The sequence below is a fragment of the Xylophilus rhododendri genome (assembly GCF_009906855.1).
Taxonomy (GTDB): domain Bacteria; phylum Pseudomonadota; class Gammaproteobacteria; order Burkholderiales; family Burkholderiaceae_C; genus Xylophilus; species Xylophilus rhododendri.
In genome coordinates, this window is the sequence record NZ_CP047650.1 from 1,567,194 (window position 1) to 1,589,885 (window position 22,692).

Here is a 22,692-nt window from a genome sequence, read left to right on the forward strand (position 1 = left end):
CGACTGTGCCCGGCAAACGGACCGGCGGCGGTCGGACAAGGGCACGACCGGTGTCGGTCAGGCGCTCAAGTCGACGTGCTGGACCAGGTAGTCGAGCAGCACACGCACCCGCAGCGGCACATAGCCGCCCTGCCCCAGGTACACCGCATGCACCTCCTCGACATCGCCCGGATTGCAGCGTTCGAGCACCGGCCGCAGGCGGCCCGCCGCGATGTCCGCGCGCACCTGGAAGGCGGCCAGCCGTGCCAGCCCCAGCCCGGCCAGTGCCAGGGCGCGCAGGGCCTCGCCGTCGCCGGCCTGGGCGTTGCCGGTGACGGGCAGCACCAGATCCTCGCCGCCCTGGCGCAGCGGCCATCCGGCCTGCGCGCGCACGTAGTTCGGGCCGAGCAGGTTGTGCTTCGCAAGATCCGCAGGCTTCTTCGGCAGGCCGTTCCTGTCCAGGTAGGCCGGGGCGCCCACGATGACCATGCGGGTGCCGCCGAGCTTGCGCGCCACCAGGGTGGAACTCTTCAGCGGCCCGGCACGCACCGCGACATCGGTGCGGTGCTCCAGGATGTCGACGACCTCGTCGGTCAGCACGATCTCGGCGCTCACCCCTGGGTACTGGGCCAGGAAGCCGGGCAGCAGCGGCAGCAAAAAGTGATGGCCGAAGGGCACGTTGGCATTGATGCGCAGCCGGCCCTGCGGCGCCGCGTTCTCGCTGGCGCAGCGTTCGGCGTCGGTCAGTTCGGCCAGGATGCGCACGCCGCGCTCGTAGAAGACGCAGCCTTCGGGCGTGAGCTGCAGCTGCCGCGTCGAGCGGTTCACCAGCCGGGTGGCCAGACGCTGCTCCAGCCGCGCCACGAGTTTGCTGACGGCCGACGGCGTCATGCCGAAGGAGCGTGCGGCGGCCGAGAAGCCGCCGAGTTCGATGACACGGACGAACACTTCGAGTTCGCCGGAGCGGTTGGTTTCCAGCCGGGCCATGGGTCGCGGTGAGATCGGCTCACAAATGATGTTCCGGCGGGAAGTCTAGTTCGATCCGGTCTTTCATTTCATCATCGGAAAAATCCAAGCTCCTGAATTCACCGATATGCGAACCGGTTCCCGACCGTTGCAGACGACCCTCGCGGGCCTGCTCCTGATGCCCCTGGCCACGCTGGCCGGCAACGCTGCTTCGCCGCCACCACAGGTGCCGGCCAAGGCCGCCTGGGTGGCCAGCTGGCAGGCCAGCCCGCAGCCCGTCTGGGGCGATGGCTTCCTGTTTCCGACCGGCCTGCCGGCCAGCCTGCAGGACCGGACGGTGCGGCAGGTGGCGCGCTTGTCGCTGGGCGGCGGGCGCCTGCGCCTGGTGTTTTCCAACGCCTATGGCACCGAGCCGCTGCGGCTGGGATCGGCGACCGTGGCTCGCCCCGCCGCTGCTTCGGGCGCGCTCATCCCCGGCAGCCTGCGCAGCCTGAGCTTCGGCGGCCAGCCGGGCGCGACCGTCCCGCCAGGGGCTTTTGTCGTCAGCGATCCGGTGGCCCTGCCGCTTCCCGCGCTGGCCGCCATCAGCGTCAGCTTCCACCTGCCCGATGCCACGCCGGTGCGCAGCTTCCACTGGGACGGGCGGCAGACCACCTGGCTGCTGCCGGGCGAGCAGACGCAGGCCATGGCGCCGTCCACCAGCGATGCGCAGAGCACCACGGCCCGTCCGCTGCTGTCCGCCGTGCAGGTCGAGAACACGCAGGCGGCCGGCGCCGTCGCCGTGATGGGCGATTCGATCACCGATGGCGCCACCGCCAGCCTGGACCAGGACCACCGCTGGCCGGACTACCTCGCGGCCCGGCTCGCGCCGCACGGCGTGGCCGTGGTGAACGCGGGCATCTCCGGTGCCCGGCTGCTGTCCGACGGCATGGGCGCCAACGCCCTGGCGCGGCTGGACCGCGACGTGCTTGCCCAGCCCGGCGTACGAAGCCTGGTGGTGCTGCTGGGCATCAACGACATCGCCTGGCCCGGCACCGCCTTCGCGCCCGATGCACGGCGACCCGGCCTGGCCGAGCTGAGCGCCGGCCTGCGTCAGCTGGTGGCCCAGGCCCACGGCCGCGGTGTACGGGTGGTGGGCGCCACGCTGACCCCTTTCGAGGGCGCATTGCCGGGCACACCCCTGGCCGACTACTACAACGCCGACAAGGACGCGCTGAGACAGCAGTTCAACGACTGGATCCGCCATGGCGGCGCCTTCGATGCGGTCATCGACTTCGATGCCGCCCTGAAAGACCCCGCGCATCCGTCGCGGCTGGCCGCCGCCTACGATTCGGGCGACCGGCTGCATCCCGGCGATGCCGGCAACCGCGCCATGGCCGATGCGGTGGACCTGGGCACACTCGTGCCGGGCCTGTCCGAAAACCCAGCCAGAGAAACCGCCCTGCGGCCCTGAAGTCGACCATGCGCACCCTGCTCTCCCCCCTCCTGGCCCTGGCCATCGGCGCCTTCGGCATCGGCGTGACCGAATTCGCGCCCATGGGCATGCTGCCCTCGATCGCCAGCGACCTGGGGGTGTCCATCCCCTCGGCCGGGCTGCTGATCAGCGCCTACGCCATGGGCGTGCTGATCGGCGCGCCGCTGATGACACTGACCACCGCCCGGGTGCCGCGCCGCACCCTGCTGATCTCGCTGATGGGCATCTTCACCCTGGGCAACCTGCTGTCGGCACTGGCGGACAACTACACCTTGCTGCTCGCCGCGCGGGTGCTGACCTCCTTCAACCATGGCGCCTTCTTCGGCGTGGGCTCGGTGGTGGCGGCGAGTGTGGTGGCGCCGGAGAAACGCGCCGGCGCGGTGGCCTCGATGTTCATGGGGCTGACCATCGCCACCATCGGCGGCGTGCCGCTGGCCACCTGGGTGGGCGAGATGTTCGGCTGGCGCAGCGCCTTCTGGGGCATCACCGTGCTGGGGCTGCTGGCCATGCTGGCCCTGCGCCTGGCGCTGCCGCCGCTGCCGGCCGATCCGCACGGCAACATGAAGGCCGAGATCCAGGTGCTGGGCCAGGGCCCGGTGCTGAGCGCGCTGGCGCTCACGGTGCTGGGGTCGAGCGCGATGTTCACCGTCTTCACCTACATCGTGCCCATCCTGCGGCAGGAGGCGCTGGCCTCCACCGCCTTCGTCACCGCCATGCTGGTGCTCTACGGCGTGGGCCTGACCATCGGCAATGTGTGGGGCGGGCGCGCGGCCGACCGCTCGCGCGACGGCACGCTGATCGTGTCGCTGTCGGCGCTGACCGCCGTCCTGCTGGCCTTCGCGGTGGTGATGAAGTGGCAGTTGCCGGCCGCCGCCGCCATCCTGGTCTGGGGCATCGCCAGCTTCGCCATCGTGCCGCCGCTGCAGATGCGGGTGATGGCGGCGGCCGAGCATGCGCCCAACCTGGCCTCGGCGATGAACATCGGCGCCTTCAACCTGGGCAATGCCATCGGCGCGGCGCTGGGCGGGGCGGTCATCGGCGCGGACCTGGGTTATCCGGCCGTGTCGATCGCCGGGGCCGCCATGGCGGCGAGCGCGCTGATGCTGGTGCTGCTGCTGGCGCGCAAGCCAGCGCACGCCGCCTGACGCTAACGCAGGCGCTGCGCGGCGAAGAAGCGCAGCATCTCCGCGCTGGCGTCCGGCCCCTGCGGATCGGTGTAGCTGCCCGGACCGCCGCCCGACCAGGCATGCGGCGCGCCGTGCACCAGCCAGAGTTCGGCGCGCACCGAACCATCCGCCGCACGAAAGACTTCCCGCCGGGCGCCGCGTGTGCCCTGCACCGACGACGCTTCGCCATGGCCCGCCGCCGCCGCGCCCACGCTGGCCGCCACCACCGCACGGGCATTGGCCACGTTGACGGTGCTGTCGGCCTCGCCATGGAAGACGATGGTGGGCATGCCGCTGCCCTGCCCATTCCCACGCGGCGCCGGGGCGCCTGTCTGCATGGCGGCCATGGCGGAGGACAGATCGCGTGCCGCGCCGGCCGCCAGGCCGGAATGCACGCCGACGGCGGCGAAGAGGTCCGGATGGGTTTCGCCCAGGATGGCCGCCATGGCTCCGCCGGCCGACAGGCCCGCCACGTAGATGCGTTGGGGATCGATGCGGTGGTTCACCATCACCTGCTCCACCATGCCGGCGATCAGCGCGGGCTCGCCGCGTTCGCGGGTCTGGTGGGTGTGCTTGAACCAGTTCCAGCAACCGTGCGGATTGGCCTTGCGCGACTGCGCCGGGTAGAGCACGGCCCAGCCGCGCGCCTGGGCCAGCTGGTTCATGCGGGTGCCGGCGGCGAAGTCGTCGGGGTTCTGGGTGCAGCCGTGCAGCATCACCAGCAGCGGCATCGGTCCCGCGGCGCCGGCGCCGGCGGGCAGGAAGAGTTTGTAGTCGCGGCGGTCGGCCGTGCCGGCGAAGCTGTGGGCTGTGAAGCCGCCTTCTTGCCTCGTCGGCTCCTGCTCGGGGGCATCCACCCGGCGGGCGGTGACGTCGATGACATCGGCATCCTGCGCCCCGTCCTGCGGCATGCCGGGCACAGTGCCGAGCCCGCCGCCCATCCAGGAACGCAGCAGCGTGGTCGCCTCGGCGAGCTGGCCGCCCTGGGTGAGGCGGGCGGCCTGTGCCATCAGTTTCTGCAGATCGGGATTCATGGGGTGCTTTCGGTGGGACGGGCTCAGCGCAGGCGGGTGGAGAGGGCGGCGCGCACGGCGGGGCTGGCATGCAGGGCACCCAGGACGGTGATCGATTCGATGGTGGCCAGCGCCAGTTCGGGTGTCACCGCCGTATCGATGGAGGCCAGGCCCAGCACCCGGATCTGCAGCCGCTCGTCCCGCGCGCGCACCGCTTCCAGCTCGGCCACCGAGTAATGCTGCAGGCCCAGCACCAGCGACTTGCGCAGCACCAGCTGGCGCAGCACATCGCCCTGCTGGTTCAGCTGGTTGCGGATCGCCGTGCGGATGAATTCGGTGCGGCTGGAGAAAAAGCCTTCCTGCACCAGCAGGTCGACCTGGCCCAGGTCCACATGGCCGAGGTTGATGGTGATCTTCTCGTCGGCGGGTTTGACCACGGCGGTGTGGGCTGTGCTTTTTCTGGGCATGGGCGGAGTCTACGCTTTAAGCCATCCACTTGGATGGTATTTATCAAAACCTCCATGCAAAAAGGGCCGGCAGGCCGGCCCTTTTTGCATCGGCCCCAAAGGAGCCGGAAGGTGCTCAATGCACGAAGAGTGCGATCAGGATGATGATCGGGATCGGCACGCCGAGGAACAGAAGAAGAAGTGAACGCATGGTGAGGCTCCTGGTGGTTCAAAGATCGCGCTGGCGGCCACCGAAGGTCGCCGCGTAGCTGGCCGCGAAAGCGGAGATGAGCAGGGAGATGAAGAGCCACAGGGCCGTATAGGCGGATGCCTTGCGGGCCTTGTCGGCGGCTTCCTTGGCGGCGGTGGCCGTGTCGGCGATCTTCTTCTTGGCCTGGGCGTAGATGTCGGTCACGCGCTTCTCGGCGTCTTGCTGGCTGAGGCCGGTCCGTTGCGAGACCAGCTGGCCGACATAACGGACGTCGTCCGCCGGCAGGTCGCCGGTGCGGATGCTGTTGGCGAAGATGCGGGTGACTTCGGCGGCGGTGGCGGCCGAGGACTGGGCATCGTTCGTGGCCGGCACCGGCGCGGGTGCGGCGGCGGTCACGGGCTGGCCTTCCACGGCGGGGGCCGGCGCGGCTGCAGCCTTGCGGAACAGCGCATCGACGTAGTAGCCGGTACCGAGCGACGCCTGGCTGGGGTTGCCGTTGGCACCCGCGGTGGCGGCGCCTGCCGTGGCGGCGGTGGCGGCCGTGGCGGCACCACCGGCCACGGCGGCGCCGGCCTGCGCACCGGCACCGACCACCGAACCGACGGCCGAGGTGAGCACCGCTGCCGTCACCAGCGTGGCGACCGCCCAGGCCAGGAAGCCGTGGGCGGTGTCGCGGAAGTAGACCTCGTCCGTATGCACCGACACCCACTTGGTGCGCAGCCGGCCGGCCAGATAGCCGCCCAGGCCCGAAGCCAGCAGCCCGGTGATGGTGATCCAAAGGATGCCGCCGATGCCGATGGTTCCCGCGTCGGCGCCGCGGCTGGCCCATGGCGAGGCCGATGCGGCGCCCAGGCCCGCGCCCAGCACCAGCAGGATCAACGACAGCGCCGCGGCCGCCGCGGCCCCGGCGAGGATGGCGCCCCAGGAGACGGCGCTGGCGGATGCGCCGCCGGTGGTGGATATCACGCCGGGTGCCTCGTATCCCGGTGTGCGGGCCGTCGCCGCGATGGTGTCGTTGGTCATGGAAGAGTCCTCTTGTTATGAGGCTCGCATGGTGTTCCCTGCCGGGGCGGAAAACGCGTCCATATCGCCCGGCATCGTGTAGTCCGGCGCGACAAGCTGACGCAGGCCGGCCCTGATGCGCGCTCGGCCGGCATCGCCCGTGGCCGCCTGCAATTTCGGCCGAGGTGCCTTTGGGCTGGCGGCGATGGACACGCGTCTATAGTGGGGCCGGAGTTTCTCCCGCAGAGGTGACCATGCCCCCATCCGATCCGAGCCGCCGCGCCGCGCTGGCAGCACTGGCCAGCCTGTGCTGTTCAGAGGCGGGCGCGCAATCGGGCGCCGTGCGCGCGGCGCGCCCCACGGAGCTGATCGTGCCCGGCAGCCGCGATGCGCCGCTGGGCGTTTCGGCCGCCGTGCTGGCCGAGGCCATGAGCCTGCGCTGGCGCCATCGCGTGGCGCTGCAGTTCGCCTCGGGCGCGGTCAGCGGCGCGCTGGCCGTCATCAAGGGCAGCCCGGACGGCAACCGCATCGGCCTGGCCTCGCCCTCCCTGGGCATCAACGCGGCGCTGCGGCCGGCCCTGCCCTACTCCACCCTGGCCGACCTGGCGCCGGTGTGCGAGCTGGCCACCTTCGAATACGGCATCTTCGTCAATCCCGCGCTGCCGGTGCACACCGTGGCGGAGCTGATCGCCCATGCGCTGGATGCCAGGACCCCGATGCGCTATGTCAGCCCCGGCGTGGGCACCGGCTCGCACCTGGCGGCGGAATCCATGGGCTACGAGGCCGGCGTGAAGCTGGAGCATGTGCCCGTGCCGACCTACGACGCCGCCGAGAAGGTGGTCGCCACCGGCCAGGTGCAGGTGCTGTTTCGCGGCCTGGCGGCTTCCGTCGCGGAAACCCGCAAAGGTCCGTTGCGGCTGATCGGGCTGATGGGGCAGCGTGTGGTGGCCGACGCCGCGGGCGTGTCCTCGGTCGCCCAGGTGCTGCCGGGCTTCGAATTCACCGGCACGCTGGGGGTGATCGCGCCCCGCACCATGCAGCCCGCCACCGTCAGGCAGCTGGCGCAGGACATCTCCAGCCTGGTGACGGCGCCCGACACCCGCCAGCGCCTGGCCAGCCTGGGCCTGCAGGCCCAGGCTTCCTCGCCGGACGAATACGAGGCCCACCTGCGCGCCGACATCGCCCGCTGGCGCCTGGTGGGCCGCATCACCAAGGTGCGCCTGAGCTGAGCCGCCTCACCAGCCGTGAAAGCGCGGCCAGCGCGCCACGCCGCCATCGGCCGCCAGGGCCTCGTAGGCGGTGAACTGCGCACCGGTGGCGCAGGCATGGTTGGGCAGGATGCGCAGCCGGGTGCCGGTGGGAAAACGCGCCACGATGTCCGCGTCCGGCGCGCCTTCGTGCGACAGGATGCCGTGCTCCTGGTTGGCGCCGGACAGCACATAACCCTCCAGCGGCAGCCCGTCGATATCGCAGACCTGGCCGTAGCCGTAGTCGCGCGCCTGCTTCGCGGTGCCGCGGTCGCGGCTCATGGCCATCCAGCCCGCATCGACGATGGCCCAGCCCTTGTCGGCCTGGTGGCCGATGACGGTGGTCAGCACACTCAGGGCGATGTCCTCCTGGCTGCAGACACCCACGTTGCGCATCACCAGGTCGAAGAAGACATAGACACCGGCCCGCAGCTCGGTCACGCCTTCGAGCGAGGCGGCCTCCAGCGCGGTCGGGGTGGAGCCCACCGACACCACCGCGCAGGGCAGGCCGGCGGCGCGCAGCCGCCGGGCCGCAAGCACGCAGCCGGCGCGCTCCTGCTCGGCCAGCGCCGCGAGGGCTTGCGGGGTGTGCAGCTCGTAGCTCGATCCGGCGTGGGTGAGCACGCCGGCCAGCCGCATGCCGCCATCGTGCAGCACCCGCCCGACCGAGAGCAGCAGCTCGTCATCGGGCCGGATGCCGGAGCGGTGGCCGTCGGTGTCGATCTCGATCAGCACCTCGAAGACATGGCCGTGTTCGCGGCCATGGTCGACGATGGCCCGGGCACCCTCGACGCTGTCGGTCAGGATCTGCAGCGCGCAGCCGCGCTGGCGCAGGTCCCGCGCATGGGCCAGGCGGTGCGGCGCCATGCCGACGGCGTAGAGGATGTCGCTCACGCCCTGGGCGAAGAACTGATCCGCCTCCTTCAGCGTGGACACGGTGATGCCGGCCGCGCCCGCCGCGCGCTGGGCGGCCACCACCTCGGCGCATTTGCTGGTCTTGACGTGCGGCCGGAAACGCACGCCCAGGGCGTCGGCGCGCTGCTGCATGCGTTCGATGTTGCGCTGCATGCGGGGCAGCGAAACGATGGCGGCGGGGGTGTCGAGGGTAAGGAGCGTGGACGGGTGCATGCCCGTACTCTAGGCCCTGGAGGCCCTGCGTGCAGTTCACGTTCGGGTCATCAATGATTAAGCTCCGCTGAATGATGCAGATCGAAGACCTCCGCCTGGCCGCAGCGCTGCTGCACGAAAGCTCGCTCAGCGCCGCGGCGCGCTCGCTGGGCGTGACCCCGCCGGCGCTGTCGATGCGGCTGCGCAAGCTCGAAGCCACGCTCGGCCTGGCGCTGGCCAGCCGCAGCGCACGCAGGCTGCAGCTGACCTCCGAGGGCGAGCGCCTGGGCCGCGAGGCGCAGGAGCTGCTGCAGCGGCTCGACGGCCTGCACGAGTCGCTGCTGCGCGACGACCGGCGCCTGACCGGCCGGCTGCGCATCGCCGCCCCCTTCGGCTACGGCCGGGCCCACATCGCGCCGCTGATCGCGCGCTTCGCCAGGCTGCATCCCGCCTTGCAGCTGCAGCTCGACCTGCGCGAGACACCCTGGCCCGACCGCCACGACTGCGATGCGGTGGTGCATGTGGGCACGGTGCGCGATTCCTCCTGGGTGGGCCACCCGCTGGCGGCCAACGAACGCTGGCTGTGCGCCAGCCCTGCCTACCTGCGCGAGCACGGCAGGCCGCGCAGTCCGGCCGAACTGCACAGCCACGCCTGCATCTGCATCCGCGAGAACGACGAGGACGTGACGCTGTGGCACATGCGCCCGGCCGGCGGCGACGGCCGCAAGGCCGAGACCCTGCGCATCCGCCCCGCCTACATCACCAACGACGGCGGCGTGGCCCGCCAGTGGGCGGAAGACGGCATGGGCATCGTGCTGCGCTCCGAATGGGATGCCGCCGAGGCCGTGGCCGCCGGCCGGCTGGAGCGGGTGATGGCCGACTGGGCCCTGGGCAGCGCACCGGTGGTGGTGCTGGTGCCCACCCGCAAGGGGCGCAGCGCGAGGACGCAGGCCCTGGTCGATTTCCTGGTGTCGGCTATGCGGCGGTGAGCGGGCGCCACCAGCGCGCGGTCGGCTCCGGATGCGACAGCAGCACCGGCTCGCCCATGGTGGGCGTGAGCACCGGCACGCCGCGCGCCTCGGCCAGCGCCACGATGCGGTCGAAGGGGTCGTTCCAGGCATGCAGGGCCAGGTCGAAGGTGCCGTTGTGGATCGGCAGCAGGGTGTGGCCGCGCAGGTCCAGATGGGCCTGCAGGCTCTCCTCGGGCTGCATGTGCACGTCCGGCCACAGCGGATCGTAGGCGCCGGTTTCCACCATGGTCACGTCGAAGGGGCCGTGGCGCTGGCCGATCTCGGCGAAGCCCGCGTGGTAGCCGGTGTCGCCGCTGAAGAAGAGCCGCAGGCCGTCGGCCAGGATCACCCAGGACGCCCACAGCGTGCGGTCGCGGTCGCGCAGGCTGCGGCCGGAGAAATGCCGGGCCGGCGTGGCGACCAGGCGCACGCCGGCCACTTCGGTGGACTGCCACCAGTCCAGCTGCTGCACCTTGGAAGCATCCACGCCCCAGGCGACCAGGCGTTCGCCCACGCCCAGCGGCACCACGAAATGCCGCACCTTGGGCGCCAGCGCCAGGATGGCGGCGTGGTCCAGGTGGTCGTAGTGGTCGTGCGAGAGGATCACGCCTTCGATCGGCGGGAGTTCGTCCAGGTCGATCGGCGGCGCATGGAAGCGCCGGGGGCCGGCCCACTGCACCGGCGAGGCGCGTTCGGAGAACACCGGGTCGGTCAGCCAGAAGCCGCCGGCCAGCTTGAGCAGCATGGTGGAGTGGCCGAGCCGGTACAGGCTGCCGTTGGGGGCGGCCTGCAGCTGCGCAGCGCTCAGCGGCTGCACCGGAATCGCCTGCGCGGGCACCGTGTCGCGGGGCTTGCGGAAGGCGAAGCGCCAGATGATCTTGAGTGTCTCGCGCCAGCCGGGCTGCCGGGCGGCCACGACGTTGCGGAAGCGCCCGCCCCGCATCTGCGGCGAATCGCGGTGGAGCGGCGGGCGGCTGCAGGCGGAGATCGAAAGACAGGCCATGGCGAAAAAGGCATTGCTGCGTGGAAGTACACCGATGAGTGTAGTTTTCACTTTCTTGAAAGTAAACCCACCGGTGTAAAATTTCGGCGATGAGCACCCAACGCCTGACCGACCGCAAACGCGCCGCCATCGTGCAGGCAGCCGTCGCGGAGTTCCGTGCCCACGGCTTCGAGGCCACCAGCATGGACCGGGTCGCCGCCAGCGCCGAGGTCTCCAAACGCACGCTCTACAACCATTTCTCCAGCAAGGACGAGCTCTTCGCCGAGATCCTGATGCAGCTCTGGGACCGCAGCACCACCACCCTCGACCTGGCCTACCGGCCCGACCGGCCGCTGCAGCAGCAGCTCGCGGCCCTGCTGCTGCGCAAGGTGGCGATGCTGTCCGGCGAAGACTTCATCGACCTGGCGCGGGTGGCCATCGCCGCCACCATCCACACGCCCGAGAGAGCGCAGGACATGCTGGCCCGCCTGGCGCAGAAGGAGAACGCCCTGCTCACCTGGATACAGGCCGCGCAGCAGGACGGCCGCCTGCGGCCCGGCGATGCGGCCCTGGTGGTGCAGCAGCTGGAGAGCCTGGTCAAGGGCGCCGCCTTCTGGCCGCAGGTCGCCATGGGCCAGCCCCGGCTGGGCACCCGGGCGCAGAAGCAGCTGGCCGCCGCCGCGGCCGAACTGGTGCTGAGCCGCCACGCCACCTAGGGCGGGCTTCGATGGCAAGCAGACCCGCCTGCGGCTGACACCCGGTGCGGCCCGGTGCGGGCAAGCTGGCACATGTTGTGCGTGGTCTCCCTCTACGCCGAGCCCACGAAAGCCCCCATGCCCGGAATCATTTCGCCGCCCCAGACCCTCTTGCGCTGCGAGCTGGAATACGAGGTCTTGAGTCCGTCCCACTTCATCTTCGCGATCCAGTGCGCCTTCAGCCCCGACCAGCATGTGACGCACGAGAGCCTGGCCGTCCGCCCTTTCATCCCGCTGCAGACCAGCTGGGAGCCGGCCACCGGCAACCGCATCTTCCGCTGCAACGTGCAGCCCGGCATCCTGCAGCTGCGCTACGACGCCACCGTGCAGATCAGCCGACCGGACCGCGGCCTGGACCATGAATCCGAAGTCGCCCAGCTCCCCGACCATGTCCTGCCCTACCTGATGCCCAGCCGCTTCTGCCCATCGGACACCATGAGCCAGGAAGCCCAGCGCCTCTTCGGCCAGGTGCCGCGCGGCCGCGCGCGGGTCGACTACATCTGCGACTGGATCCGCCACAACATCGCCTACGAGATCGGCACCAGCCACTCCACCACCACCGCGCTGGACGCCTACACCCAGCAGGCCGGCGTGTGCCGGGATTTCGCCCACCTGGCCATCACCTTCTGCCGCGCGCTCAACATCCCCGCGCGGCTGGTCGGCGGCTACTGCCACTTCGAGGAACCGCCGCAGGACTTCCACGCCGTCGTCGAAGCCTGGCTGGGCGACCGCTGGGTGATGTTCGACCCGACGCTGCTGGCCCTGCCCGAGAACATCGTGCGGGTGGCCACCGGGCTCGATGCCAAGAACACCGCCTTCGCCACCATGTACGGCTCCATGGTGATGAGCCACATGCACATCCAGGTGAGCCACGACGGCAGCGCGCTGGCGGACATCCCGGATCCGATCCAGGCCACGGTGCGCCGGATGGCGCCGGTCTTTTAGGAGCCTGGGCGGCAGAAGGCGCCGAAGCAAAAACCGGCCCCAGCGAGGACAGTTTTTGCCGGATCCGCCGGCCAATAGCCGCAGCTATTGGTCAAGGAGACGGTGAAAAATGGACCGCTGCGGCCGGTTTGCAGCCGGCGACTTCTGCCGCCCAGGCTCCTAAGGGTCAGCGCCAGGCCTGGGTGAATTCGCGGATCACCCGCTCCAGGTGTCCCCGCATCGCCGCGCGGGCCTGATCCGGATCCCGGGCCAGGATGCCATCGAAGATCCGCTGGTGATCGGCCAGGCTGGCCGAGCGCATTTCCAGCGACGAGAAATGCTGCTCCATCCGGGTCCACAGCTGGCTGCTGCGCGAGCCGTCCCAGATGGCGGCGACCGCCTGCACCAGGACCTTGTTGCCGGTGGCGCCGGCGATGGCGAGGTGAAATTCCCGGTCCGCCGCCTCGTTGCCGGCCTTGTCCTGCATGTGGTCGCGCATGTCGGCGATCGTGGCGAAGATGGCGTCCAGGTCGCCGTCCTTGCGGTCCGCCGCGGCCTGGGCGGCCACCTCCGATTCGATCAATGCCCGTGCCCGCAAGGCCTCGATGGGGCCGGGCCCCTGGGCGAATTCGAAGGAAGCCAGGCGCACGTTCGGCGGGCACACGTAGATGCCGGAGCCGCCCCGCACCTCCACCGTGCCGTTCACCTCCAGCGCAATGATGGCTTCACGCACCGAGGTGCGGCTGACCTTGAAACGCTCGGCCAGCGCACGCTCGGCGGGCAGGCGATCACCGCTCTTGAACTCACCCGCGGCGATCAGCTCCAGCACCTGATTGGCCAGACCGCGGTAGGACCGGTCCACCTCGGTTCTATGGCCGGCAAGCGGTGTGGAAGGGCTGTCGGCAGCCTTTGACTGGGCGGGCATTCGGTGCTTCTCGAAAAGATCGGCGGGATGATAGCGCGGGGCTTAGTGGTAAACCATGTGCATGACTTTTGGTTCACCAATCTACATTTGGTCCAACCAATTTGGAGAACCCAGGAAGCCCCATGAAGATGTCTTTCCGCTGGTACGGCGAAACCGACCCGATCCCGCTGGCCTACATCCGCCAGATTCCCGGCATGAGCAACATCGTGTCCGCCCTGCACGACGTGCCGGTCGGCGAGGTGTGGCCGCTGGACCGCATCCAGGCGCTCAAGCACAGGATCGAAGCCGCGGGGCTGAAGTTCGAAGTCGTCGAATCGGTCGCGCTGCATGAGGACATCAAGCTCGGCAAACCCGGCCGCGACCGCTACATCGCCAACTACCAGCAGACCCTGCGCCACCTGGCGCAGGCCGGCATCCAGGTGGTCGCCTACAACTTCATGCCGGTGTTCGACTGGACACGCACCTCGCTGTCCAAGACGCTGGAAGACGGCTCGACCTGCCTGTCCTTCAGCATCGAGGACCTGGAGAAGATCGACCTCGACCAGGGCATGTCCCTGCCCGGCTGGGACATGAGTTTCCAGCCGGCGCAAATGAAGGCGCTGCTGGCCGAGTACCAGGGCATGTCGGTCGAGCAGTACCGGGACAACCTGGCGTATTTCCTCAAGGCCGTCATTCCGGTGGCCCAGGAGCTGCAGCTGAAGATGGCGATCCACCCGGACGACCCGCCGCGGCCGCTGTTCGGGCTGCCCCGCATCGTCAGCAACCGCGACGACCTGGCGCGCATCCTGAAGATCGTCGATGTGCCCGAGAACGGCATCACGCTCTGTTCGGGTTCGCTCGGCGCCGGCCCGCAGAACAACGTGGAGGCGCTGGTGCGTGAGTTCGGCGGCATGGGGCGCATCCACTTCGCGCACCTGCGTAATGTGAAGGTCGATCCGGACGGCGATTTCGAGGAAACCGCGCATCTGTCGGCCTGCGGTTCGCTGGACATGGCGGCCATCGTGCGGGCCTACCGCGAGGTCGGTTTCACCGGCCATTTCAGGCCGGACCACGGCCGCATGATCTGGGGCGAAACCGGCAAGCCCGGCTACGGCCTGTTCGACCGCGCGCTGGGCGCGGTCTACCTCAACGGCCTGTGGGAGGCCAGCGCACCGCGCTGAGCCGGTTTTCATAAACACACCCGGGATCGGGGGAGACATTCGAATGGACAGCAATCAAATCTCGCGGCGCGGCGCGCTGGCATGGGGCGGCGGCGCCTTCGTCGCCGGCATGACGGCGATGGCGCCCTCGGCCTGGGCGCAATCGGCCTATCCGAGCAAGCCCATCACCATCATCGTCGGCTACCCGCCCGGCGGCCAGACCGACTTCGGCGGCCGCATGATCACCGCCGGCCTGCAAAGCGCCCTGGGCCAATCGGTGGTGATCGACAACCGCGCCGGCGTGGGCGGCAATATCGGTGCCGACTATGTGATGAAGGCGCCGCCGGACGGCTACCGCCTGCTGGCCGGCAACGGCGCGATGTGCATCAACCCGCACACCTACCGCAACACGGCGATGGTCGACCCGCTGAAGTTCACGCCCATCGGCCTGATGCTCGAATCGGCCCTGGTGCTGGTGGTCCCGGCGAACATGCCGGTGCACACCTTCGGCGAATACGTCAGCTGGATCAAGGCCCAGGAAAAGACCCGCGGCGGGGTCGACTACGCATCGAGTGCCGCCGGCAGCCTGACCCACGTCACCATGGAGCTGATGCGCGACCGTATCGGCAAACCGACCATGACCCACGTGGCCTACAAGGGCAGCGGACCGGCCATCATCGACGTGATCGCCGGCCGGGTCAGCGGCCTGTTCGATGCCGCCTCGGTGGTGTCGCCCTTCGTCAAATCGGGCCAGCTGCGTCCGCTGATGGTGACCAGCGCGAAGCGGGTGCCCAGCCTGCCGGATGTTCCGACCGCCACCGAACTGGGCCTGAAGGACTTCGAGATCCTGGCCTTCATCGGCCTCTACGGCCCGCCCGGCCTGCCCGCGCCCATCGTGGAAAGGCTCAACACCGCGCTGAACGCCTCGCTGAAGGATCCGGCCCTCGTCAGGACCATCGCGGACCGCGGCGAGAACCCCGGCGGCGGCACGCCGGAGCATCTGAAGAAGATGACCACCGACGACTTCAACCGGTGGCGCGACATCGTGAAAGAAAACGACATCCGGGCCGAATAGCGGTCTGCCCCGTCGGCGACGTCCAGAAAAAGTCGGACGCCGGGGCGATTTAATCGAAATCTTGCAGAGAAGTCCGGATTTAATCAAAATCCAGGACTTCTAATCGTTTTATGGGCTGCCGCCCCTTTTTTTATGCCCGACTGGATTGGGTACCGGTGGTTGGCTGAGCAGTACGCCATCGACGCGGTCCAGGCATTTCGCACGGACAGTGCCATCGGCAGATCCCGCACGACGCTACGCGAAAACGGCTACGTCCACGAGCAGTATCCCCCGGCAACTCGCCCCGCGGCGTCGCTGGCGGGCCACCTCACCTTCGCACTCAAACACGAGGGCGTTCACCTCGAATTCCTCGCACGATTGTTCGATGCCGCCCCGGCCGTCGAACTGGAGGCATGGATTGCAGCCGAGCCTACGGGGCAATATGCCCGACGCGCCGGCTTCTTCTACGAGTACCTCACAGGACGGGTACTCGACTTTGCGGGCGTCGCGGCCGGCAACTATGTGAGCGCGCTCGATGAGGAGCGCTACCTCACGTCCTCCCGATCGACCAACAACCAGCGATGGCGGGTGCGCGACAACCTGCCCGGCTCGCGCGACTTCTGCCCGGTGGTGCTGCGTACGCCAGCGGTCCGGCAGGCCGAGCGCTATGCATGCGCGGAGCATCTGGCGGCCCTCGAGGCGGAATTCGGCGCGGACATCCTGCAGCGCAGCGCCGTCTGGCTCACCATCAAGGAAAGCCGGGCCAGCTTCGCGATCGAGCACGAGGAGCAGCAGATCGACCGGGTGCGGCGTTTCGCCGCCGTGATGGAGCGCTGGTGCGGCCGCCATGAGGATCCCTTGTCCCAGGCGTCCTTGAGCGAGTTGCAGGCCGAGATCCTGGGGCCGCGCGCCACGCGCTACGGCGTGCGGCGCTCACCGGTCTTCGTCGGCGAGGTTGAAGGGTTCCGCGAGGTCGTGCACTACATCGCGCCCCACTGGGACGATGTGCCGCAGCTGCTGTCGGGATTGCGCGACTGCGCCGAGCGGACCGCCGGCGGCTCGGCCCTGGTCCGCGCCGCCGTGCTGTCGTTCGGCTTCGTCTATGTCCACCCCATGTCCGACGGCAACGGACGCATTTCGCGTTTCCTGGTCAACGACGTGCTGCGGCGGGACGGCGCCGTCCCCGAGCCTTTCATCCTGCCCGTGTCGGCGACCATCACCAGTTCGGTGATCAAGCGCCGCGGCTACGACCAGGTGCTCGAACTGTTCTCGCAGCCGCTGATGCGCCGCTACACCGACGCCTGGCGTTTCGGACCGGAGCAGCTGGCGGAGGATGGCGTGCGCTACAACCTGCAGTTCGAAGGCTACGCGGACGCATTGCACGCCTGGCGTTACCCCGAGCTCACCGACCACGTCGAGTACATCGCCGACATCGTGCGCGTGACCATCGAGCAGGAGATGCGCAAGGAAGCCGGCTACCTGCGCAGCCTTCGGCTGGCGCGCGAGCGCGTCAAGCAGGTCATCGAAGGACCGGATACCGACATCGACCGCATCGTCCGATCGGTGCGCGACAACGGCGGCAAGGTGTCGAACAAGCTGGCCCAGGAGTTTCCCGCGCTGGCCGACGCCGCCACCGCGGCCAGGCTCGCCGATGCACTGCAAGACGTCTTCCAGGCCGCACCGGCCGAAGGTGCGCCCTGAATCAAGGAGCGGGCCTGGACAGCAGCGCTTCCACTGCGCAGACGAAGGCCATCACCCGCGCGTCTTCCATGCGCGGGCCGATCACCTGCAGCCCGACCGGCAAGCCGTCCACCAGGCCGGCGGGCACCGAGCAGGCCGGCACGCCGCAGTAGTTGAACAGGGGCGTGAAAGCGGCATGGCCCCGCGGGCCGGCGGGCCGTCCGCCGATGACGGGAGGCCCCAGCTGGTCAACAGGCCAGGCGGTCACCGGCGTGGTCGGGCACAAGAGCAGGTCGTACGAGTCGAAGAAGTTCGCCAGGCATTGGCCGATCTTCTCCTTCAGCCGCAGCGCACGGGCGACCTGCGCCGGGGTGACCGTAGCGCCGGTCTCGATCTGGGCCACCAGGTCGGGATCGATGCGTTCGCGGGCATCGGCCAGGCGCTCGCCATACAGGGCGAACAGGCCGGCCTGCTGCAGCACGATCAGCGGATATTCCCGCACCGCCTCCGGCCAGGGCGGGTCGGCGTCCGCGATGGACCAGCCATCGGCGCGCAAGGCCTCGACCTGCCGCGCCAGCTGACGGGCCACGTCCTCGTCCACCGCGAAGTCGCAGCCCAGGCGCGCGCTCCAGGCCAGCCGCAGGGTCGAGCGCTGGAGCGGCGGTGCGGCCGACACCTCCAGCCCTGCCGCGATGGGTACGCCCGCCGGGTCGTTGGCGTCGTAGGCCAGCAGCCGGTCGAACACGAAGGCGCAGTCGGCCGCGTTGCGCGCCAGGATGCCGACCACCGACAGCCCGAAATTCGGTTCGGTGAATCCCCAGGGATGCGGGATGAGCCCGGTGCTGGCCTTGAAGCCGACCAGGCCCGTGTGCGCGGCCGGGCGCCGGGTGGAGCCCCCCGCGTCGGTACACAAGGCCAGCAGCCCCAGTCCGGCGGCCAGGCCCGCGGCCGCACCGCCGGAGGAGCCGCCCGGCGTCAGCGAGAGGTCGAGCGGATGCCGGGTGGTGCCGTAGAGGAGATTGCCGGTGACGCCCTTGCAGGCGAACTCCGAACAGTTGGTGATGCCCAGCACCACGCCGCCCAGCGCACGCAGGCGGGCCACCGCCCAGGCGTCGCGCGGCGCGATGAAGTCTTCGAACAGGCGCGAGCCCTGCGAAACACGCCGGCCGCCGACCCACAGGTTGTCCTTCACGGTGAAGGGCACGCCGGCCAGGGGCAGGGTTTCGCCGGCCGCCAGCCGGCGGTCCACCGACGCGGCTTCGGCCAGCACCAGGCCCGCGTCGAACTGCACGATGGCGTTGAGCGCGGGATTGAGCCGCTCCACCCGTTCGATGAAAAAGCGCGCCACCTCGACCGCGCTCAGGCTGCCGGCCGAAACCCGCGCCGCCAGCGCCAGGGCGGTGTGCTCGTCGAGCGGCCGGTTCATGGCCGGCCTCCCGTGGCGAGGGCATCCGGCGGCACCGTGGCCAGCCAGTGCCGGGCGATCTGCTCGCGGGTGGCGCACCAGACACCCTGCCGGCCGGCGATGTGCGCCAGCAGTTTGCGCAGCCCGCCGATGCGCCCCGGCCGGCCGATGATGCGGGTGTGCAGGCCGATGGACATCATCCGCGGCGCGTGGCGCGATTCTTCGAGCAGGCATTCGAAGGCGTCGATGGCGTAATCGGCGAAATCGTCGCCGCGCACATAGGCGAAGCTGTCGAAGAAGCGCATGTCGTTGGTGTCGAAGGCATAGGGCAGCACCAGGTGCGGCCTGCCCGCCACCGCCAGGTAATACGGCAGGTCGTCGTTGTAGGCGTCGCTGTCGTAGAGGAAACCGCCATGCTCGGCCAGCAGTCGCCGGGTGTTCGGCGAGGCCGAGGACTTGGTGTGCCAGCCCACCGGCGCACGGCCGGTCAGGCGTGTCACCGTCGCCGCCGTGCGTGCGATGCGTTCGCGCTCTTCGGCCTCCTGCATGCCGGCGTGGGACTCCCAGCGCCAGCCGTGGCAGCAGATCTCGAAGCCCTGTTCGACCGCGTCGCCGGCGATCCAGGGCGTGGCTTCGAGCGCGCGCCCGCAGGCGTTGAGGGTGAGGGGAACACCGGCGTCCATCAGCATGCGGGTGATGCGCCAGTAGCCGACCCGGGCGCCGTATTCGAACTGGCTTTCCATGCACAGGTCGGGCACGCCGACGATCTCGTGGTTGACCTCGTGCCGGCCCTCGTTGCGCTCGTCGCCCGCGCTCAGGGAGAACTCGGCGCCCTCCTCCACGTTGAGCACGAAGGACAGCGCCAGGCCGGCGTCGCCGGGCCAGCGCAGGCTCGGGTAGTTCCAGCGGTATCCGGAAAAGTCGCGGGTATGGCTCATGGCAGGCGTGCGGTGTGGGTGTCGGCCGCGATGGCGGTGGCGAGCGAGCGGCGGTAGATGGCCTCGACCGCTTCGAGGATGGGCGCCACCGAAGCCTCGGCCTCGGAGTAGCGCCCGGCCAGCTCGCGGAATTCGTCCGCCACCTCGCGCAGCAGCGCGGCTTCGTCGATGCGGGTCAGGCGGCCGGCGCGGATCGCCACCTCGCCGGCCACCATCGAGAAATCGAGTCCGGCGCCGCGCTCGGCGTAGACCAGCTGGCGCAGCGGATCGTTGAGCGGGGCGAAGGTCACCGTGTCGGTGCGATAGGCCACCAGGTCGGCGATGGCGCCCACCCGCAGCGAACCCAGCGATTCGCCGAAACCCAGCGCCCGGCCGCCGGCCAGCGTGCCCGCCTGCAAGGCCTCGCGCGCCGACAGCCAGCGGCCGAAATCGTCGCCGCGCAGCTTGGACACCGCCGCCGCGCTGCCCAGCACATTGAGCATGTTCACGGTAACGGTGGAGCAGGAGCCGTCCGACCCCAGGCTGACGTTGACCCCCGCGTCCAGCAGCTCGCGCACCGGCTGCACGCCCGAACCCAGCAGCAGGTTGCTCCAGGGGTTGTGCTGCGCGGTGGCGCCGCTGCGGGCCAGCGCGTCGATTTCGCGCGGGTTGAGCCACACCGCGTGGATCAGGCTGGTGGCGGGTTTCAGGAAACCGATGCGGTCCAGGTATTCGACCATCGGGCAGCCGTAGAACAACTCCGCGGTGACCACCTGCAGGCGCGTCTCCTGCACATGGGTGATGACCGGCAGGGCCAGCTCGTCGGCCAGGGCGCGCACCTGGTGCAGGAAGGGCTCGCTGCAGCGCTGCGGCGCCGATGCGGACACCAGCACGCCGACCCGGCGGGACTGCGGGTGGCGGTCCCTGGCCAGCTCCCGCACCAGGTCCAGGCAGTCCTGCGCCGCGGGCCGCGGGGCGGCCCGGAGCTCGGCCGCGAGCTCCGGCGGAAAGTGCTGCTGCACGAAGGGGAAGTTGTCGACGATGGGTTTGTCCATCATGGCGAAACCCATCAGCGCCCGGATGCCGGCGTCTTCATAGGCCTGCATGGCCGCGTCGATGTTCTCGCGCTGGATGGCGCCGCCCAGCGCCATGTCGTCGACCAGCGTGGTGCAGCCGGTGCGCAGGGATTCGATGGCGCCGAGCATGGTGCGCAGGTAGACCTGGCGCGGCGTCAGCGCCACCGGTATGCGGGTGCGCACCAGGTGCATCCACAGTTCCAGCGGCAGGTTTTCGGTGCGGCCGCGCTGGAAGTGTTCGTGCGAGTGCTGGTGGCCGTTGACCAGGCCGGGCACCAGCAGGCGCTCGCTCAGGTCGATCTCCAGCTCGGCGCCGGACAGGGTTCCGGCGGGCGCCAGGGCCGCGATGCGTTCGCCCTCCACCAGCACGTCGAGCGCCTGGCCGTCGTACGCCAGCGTGTCGCCCAGCAGGGCCCGTGCATTGCGCAGCAGGGTTCGTTTCTCGCTCATCGAAAAGCTCCTGGATCGAGGGAAGAGGCCCGGCTCACCGGAACTGGCGCGAGATGCCGGCCACCCGCTCCATCACCACCATCAGCACCAGCGTGGCGGCGATCAGCACACCGGAAACCGCCGCGGCGCGCACATCGAGGTTGGATTCGATGATGTGCCACATGCGGATCGGCAGCACCTCGCTGCGTGCGTCGGACAGGAAGAGCGACACGGCCACGTTGTCGAAGGAATACATGAAACCGATGAAGGCGCCCGCCAGGATGCCGCGCGAGATCAGCGGCAGCGTCACCGTGCGAAAGACATAGACCGGCCGCGCGCCCAGCGAACGCGCGCTTTCCAGCAGCGCGCCGTCCATCTGCAGCAGGCTGGCCGAGGTGGTCCGCAGGATGTAGGGCGTGGTGATGGCGACATGCCCCAGCACCAGGGTCCAGAACGACAGGCCGGTGCCGGCCAGGTTGAAAAGCATCAGCAGCGACAGCCCGATGGCCAGCGAAGGCAGCATCAGCGGCGACAGCAGCACCGCCTCGAAAGTGCGTGCCCAGGCCTCCCGGCGCCGTGCCAGCGCCAGCGCCGCCGCCACCGCCAGCACCACCGAGGCGGCGGTGGCGACGGCCGCCAGTTCCAGCGAGAGCACGAAGGCCTCGATCAGCTCGGGCGACTCGTTCCACAGGGCCGAATACCAGCGCGCCGAATACCCCGGCGGCGGGAACTTCAGCGAATAGCCGCTGGTGAAGGAGGTGATGAGCACCACCACCGTCGGCGCCAGCAGCAACACCGCCGCCAGCAGGCCCAGCAGGCCGAACGCCAGGGCGAAGGAGCGCCGCTCCAGCCCGCCGCGCCAGGACTCGCCGCGCCCGGTGGGCAGGGCCGGGGCCGGCTGGCCGGACACGAAAACATCAGGCATGGACGAACCCCCGGCTGCGGCGCCCCAGCGCATTGATGAAGACCACCACCGCCAGCACGCAGGCCAGCAGCAGCACCGCGATGACCGCGGCGAAGGGATAGTTGCCGGCCTGGATGGCCTGCTGGTACATGTAGAAGGGCATGAACATCTGCTGGCCGCCGCCGACCAGGGTCTGGGTGACGAAGGCGCTCACGGCCGACGCGAACACCAGCAGCGCACCGGCCAGCAGCCCCGGCATCGACAGCGGCAGCGTCACCTTGAAGAAGGTGCGCCAGTGGCCCGCCCCAGGGCGAGCGAGGCCTGCCGCAGGTTCGGATCGAGGTTGGTCAGCGCGGTGATCAGCGGCAGCACCATCAGCGGCAGTTCGATCTGCGCCAGGGCCACCGAAACGCCGGCCGGCGTGTACAGCAGCTTGAGCGGTTCGGCGATCAGGCCGGTCTCCAGCAAGGCCATGTTCACGATGCCCTGCCGGCCCAGTATCACCACCCAGGCGAAGGTGCGGACCACCGAGCTGGTGAGCAGCGGCAGCACGATCAGCAGCATCAGCGGCCCCTGCCAGCGGCGCGGTGCCAGCGTGTACAGATAGGCGAGCGGAAAACCCAGGGCGATCGTCAGCAGCGTGACCTTCAGGCCCAGCCACAGGGTGTTGCCCAGCACCTCCAGGTTGAAACCGTCGCCCAGGAACTTGGCGTATTGCGAGAAGCCGAAGCGGCTCAGCGTGCTGTCTTCGTGCAGGCTGACCCAGGCCAGCAGCGCCATCGGGACCAGCACGAAGACGAGGAAGAACAGGCCGAGCGGAATGCTCAGCGGCAGGGCGGACCTGAAACGCGGACCGGTATCCATGGCAGCGGCGGACATGG

General features: G+C 69.7%; 22 protein-coding genes. 9 read left to right on the forward strand and 13 right to left on the reverse strand.

Annotated features, from left to right (window positions below; all coding sequences use genetic code 11):
• Positions 1–57: 57 nt before the first annotated feature.
• The gene (locus GT347_RS07120) at positions 58–966 is read right to left on the reverse strand and encodes a LysR family transcriptional regulator (protein ID WP_160551299.1); all 909 of its coding nucleotides are present in this window, start codon (positions 964–966) and stop codon (positions 58–60) included.
• A gap of 106 nt (positions 967–1,072) precedes the next feature.
• Here GT347_RS07120 and GT347_RS07125 point away from each other — a divergent pair, with 106 nt between their 5' ends.
• Both GT347_RS07125 and GT347_RS07130 read left to right on the forward strand, forming a co-directional pair.
• A complete protein-coding gene (locus GT347_RS07125) occupies positions 1,073–2,398 on the forward strand; it encodes an SGNH/GDSL hydrolase family protein (protein ID WP_407704142.1) in 1,326 nt (441 codons plus the stop codon).
• An 8-nt stretch (positions 2,399–2,406) separates the two neighbouring features.
• Positions 2,407–3,564: an MFS transporter gene (locus tag GT347_RS07130; RefSeq protein ID WP_160551300.1), complete on the forward strand. Its 1,158-nt coding sequence runs from the start codon at positions 2,407–2,409 to the stop codon at positions 3,562–3,564.
• 2 nt (positions 3,565–3,566) lie between these two features.
• Here the strand turns inward: GT347_RS07130 and GT347_RS07135 are convergent, their stop codons facing one another.
• The 3 genes from GT347_RS07135 to GT347_RS07145 form a co-directional block, all read right to left on the reverse strand.
• Positions 3,567–4,619, reverse strand: coding sequence for an extracellular catalytic domain type 1 short-chain-length polyhydroxyalkanoate depolymerase (locus tag GT347_RS07135; protein WP_160551301.1), 1,053 nt, complete (start codon positions 4,617–4,619; stop codon positions 3,567–3,569).
• A gap of 23 nt (positions 4,620–4,642) precedes the next feature.
• On the reverse strand, positions 4,643–5,065 hold the full coding sequence (locus tag GT347_RS07140; RefSeq protein WP_160551302.1) for a CopG family transcriptional regulator: 423 nt from the start codon (positions 5,063–5,065) through the stop codon (positions 4,643–4,645).
• A 208-nt stretch (positions 5,066–5,273) separates the two neighbouring features.
• A complete protein-coding gene (locus tag GT347_RS07145) occupies positions 5,274–6,278 on the reverse strand; it encodes a hypothetical protein (protein ID WP_160551303.1) in 1,005 nt (334 codons plus the stop codon).
• 233 nt (positions 6,279–6,511) lie between these two features.
• On the opposite strand from GT347_RS07145, the gene GT347_RS07150 reads away from it, so the two are divergent.
• Positions 6,512–7,486: a tripartite tricarboxylate transporter substrate-binding protein gene (locus GT347_RS07150; protein WP_160551304.1), complete on the forward strand. Its 975-nt coding sequence runs from the start codon at positions 6,512–6,514 to the stop codon at positions 7,484–7,486.
• Between the two features lie 6 nt (positions 7,487–7,492).
• Here the strand turns inward: GT347_RS07150 and GT347_RS07155 are convergent, their stop codons facing one another.
• Positions 7,493–8,632, reverse strand: coding sequence for a DSD1 family PLP-dependent enzyme (locus tag GT347_RS07155; RefSeq protein WP_160551305.1), 1,140 nt, complete (start codon positions 8,630–8,632; stop codon positions 7,493–7,495).
• Positions 8,633–8,703: 71 nt separating this feature from the next.
• Between GT347_RS07155 and GT347_RS07160 the strand changes: the two genes are divergently transcribed.
• Positions 8,704–9,600, forward strand: coding sequence for a LysR family transcriptional regulator (locus GT347_RS07160; RefSeq protein WP_160551306.1), 897 nt, complete (start codon positions 8,704–8,706; stop codon positions 9,598–9,600).
• Here GT347_RS07160 and GT347_RS07165 read toward each other — a convergent pair.
• Complete coding sequence (locus tag GT347_RS07165) at positions 9,587–10,624, reverse strand: MBL fold metallo-hydrolase (protein WP_160551307.1); 1,038 nt, start codon at positions 10,622–10,624, stop codon at positions 9,587–9,589. The two genes, GT347_RS07160 and GT347_RS07165, sit on opposite strands and share 14 nt — an antisense overlap.
• Positions 10,625–10,713: 89 nt before the next feature.
• Between GT347_RS07165 and GT347_RS07170 the strand changes: the two genes are divergently transcribed.
• Complete coding sequence (locus GT347_RS07170; RefSeq protein ID WP_160551308.1) at positions 10,714–11,319, forward strand: TetR/AcrR family transcriptional regulator; 606 nt, start codon at positions 10,714–10,716, stop codon at positions 11,317–11,319.
• A gap of 117 nt (positions 11,320–11,436) precedes the next feature.
• The gene (locus GT347_RS07175) at positions 11,437–12,303 is read left to right on the forward strand and encodes a transglutaminase-like domain-containing protein (protein WP_160551309.1); all 867 of its coding nucleotides are present in this window, start codon (positions 11,437–11,439) and stop codon (positions 12,301–12,303) included.
• Between the two features lie 166 nt (positions 12,304–12,469).
• On the opposite strand, the gene GT347_RS07180 is transcribed toward GT347_RS07175, so the two are convergent.
• Complete coding sequence (locus tag GT347_RS07180; protein WP_160551310.1) at positions 12,470–13,207, reverse strand: FadR/GntR family transcriptional regulator; 738 nt, start codon at positions 13,205–13,207, stop codon at positions 12,470–12,472.
• 122 nt (positions 13,208–13,329) lie between these two features.
• On the opposite strand from GT347_RS07180, the gene GT347_RS07185 reads away from it, so the two are divergent.
• The 3 genes from GT347_RS07185 (at position 13,330) to GT347_RS07195 (ending at position 17,101) form a co-directional block, all read left to right on the forward strand.
• Complete coding sequence (locus tag GT347_RS07185) at positions 13,330–14,367, forward strand: mannonate dehydratase (protein ID WP_160551311.1); 1,038 nt, start codon at positions 13,330–13,332, stop codon at positions 14,365–14,367.
• A gap of 43 nt (positions 14,368–14,410) precedes the next feature.
• Positions 14,411–15,421, forward strand: coding sequence for a Bug family tripartite tricarboxylate transporter substrate binding protein (locus GT347_RS07190; RefSeq protein WP_160551312.1), 1,011 nt, complete (start codon positions 14,411–14,413; stop codon positions 15,419–15,421).
• Positions 15,422–15,580: 159 nt separating this feature from the next.
• Entirely contained in the window at positions 15,581–17,101 is a 1,521-nt protein-coding gene (locus tag GT347_RS07195) for a Fic family protein (protein ID WP_229722775.1), read from the forward strand.
• Between the two features lies 1 nt (position 17,102).
• On the opposite strand, the gene GT347_RS07200 is transcribed toward GT347_RS07195, so the two are convergent.
• The 6 genes from GT347_RS07200 to GT347_RS07220 are packed head-to-tail and all read right to left on the reverse strand — an operon-like array spanning position 17,103 to position 22,690.
• Entirely contained in the window at positions 17,103–18,506 is a 1,404-nt protein-coding gene (locus GT347_RS07200; protein ID WP_160551314.1) for an amidase, read from the reverse strand.
• Positions 18,503–19,423 carry a polysaccharide deacetylase family protein gene (locus GT347_RS07205; RefSeq protein WP_160551315.1) on the reverse strand — a complete coding sequence of 307 codons (921 nt, stop codon included), beginning with the start codon at positions 19,421–19,423 and terminating at the stop codon, positions 18,503–18,505. The genes GT347_RS07200 and GT347_RS07205 overlap by 4 nt, the downstream gene beginning before the upstream one ends.
• Entirely contained in the window at positions 19,420–20,928 is a 1,509-nt protein-coding gene (locus GT347_RS07210; protein WP_160551316.1) for an amidohydrolase family protein, read from the reverse strand. The genes GT347_RS07205 and GT347_RS07210 overlap by 4 nt, the downstream gene beginning before the upstream one ends.
• Before the next feature lie 34 nt (positions 20,929–20,962).
• Positions 20,963–21,832 (reverse strand): ABC transporter permease, encoded by an 870-nt coding sequence (locus GT347_RS07215; protein ID WP_160551317.1) that lies wholly within the window; start codon positions 21,830–21,832, stop codon positions 20,963–20,965.
• Positions 21,825–22,088 carry an ABC transporter permease subunit gene (locus tag GT347_RS27455; RefSeq protein WP_229722776.1) on the reverse strand — a complete coding sequence of 88 codons (264 nt, stop codon included), beginning with the start codon at positions 22,086–22,088 and terminating at the stop codon, positions 21,825–21,827. The genes GT347_RS07215 and GT347_RS27455 overlap by 8 nt, the downstream gene beginning before the upstream one ends.
• Positions 22,085–22,690, reverse strand: a complete 606-nt coding sequence (locus GT347_RS07220) for an ABC transporter permease (RefSeq protein WP_229722777.1) — start codon at positions 22,688–22,690, stop codon at positions 22,085–22,087. Before GT347_RS07220 ends, GT347_RS27455 begins: the two co-directional genes overlap by 4 nt.
• Between the last annotated feature and the right edge of the window lie 2 nt (positions 22,691–22,692).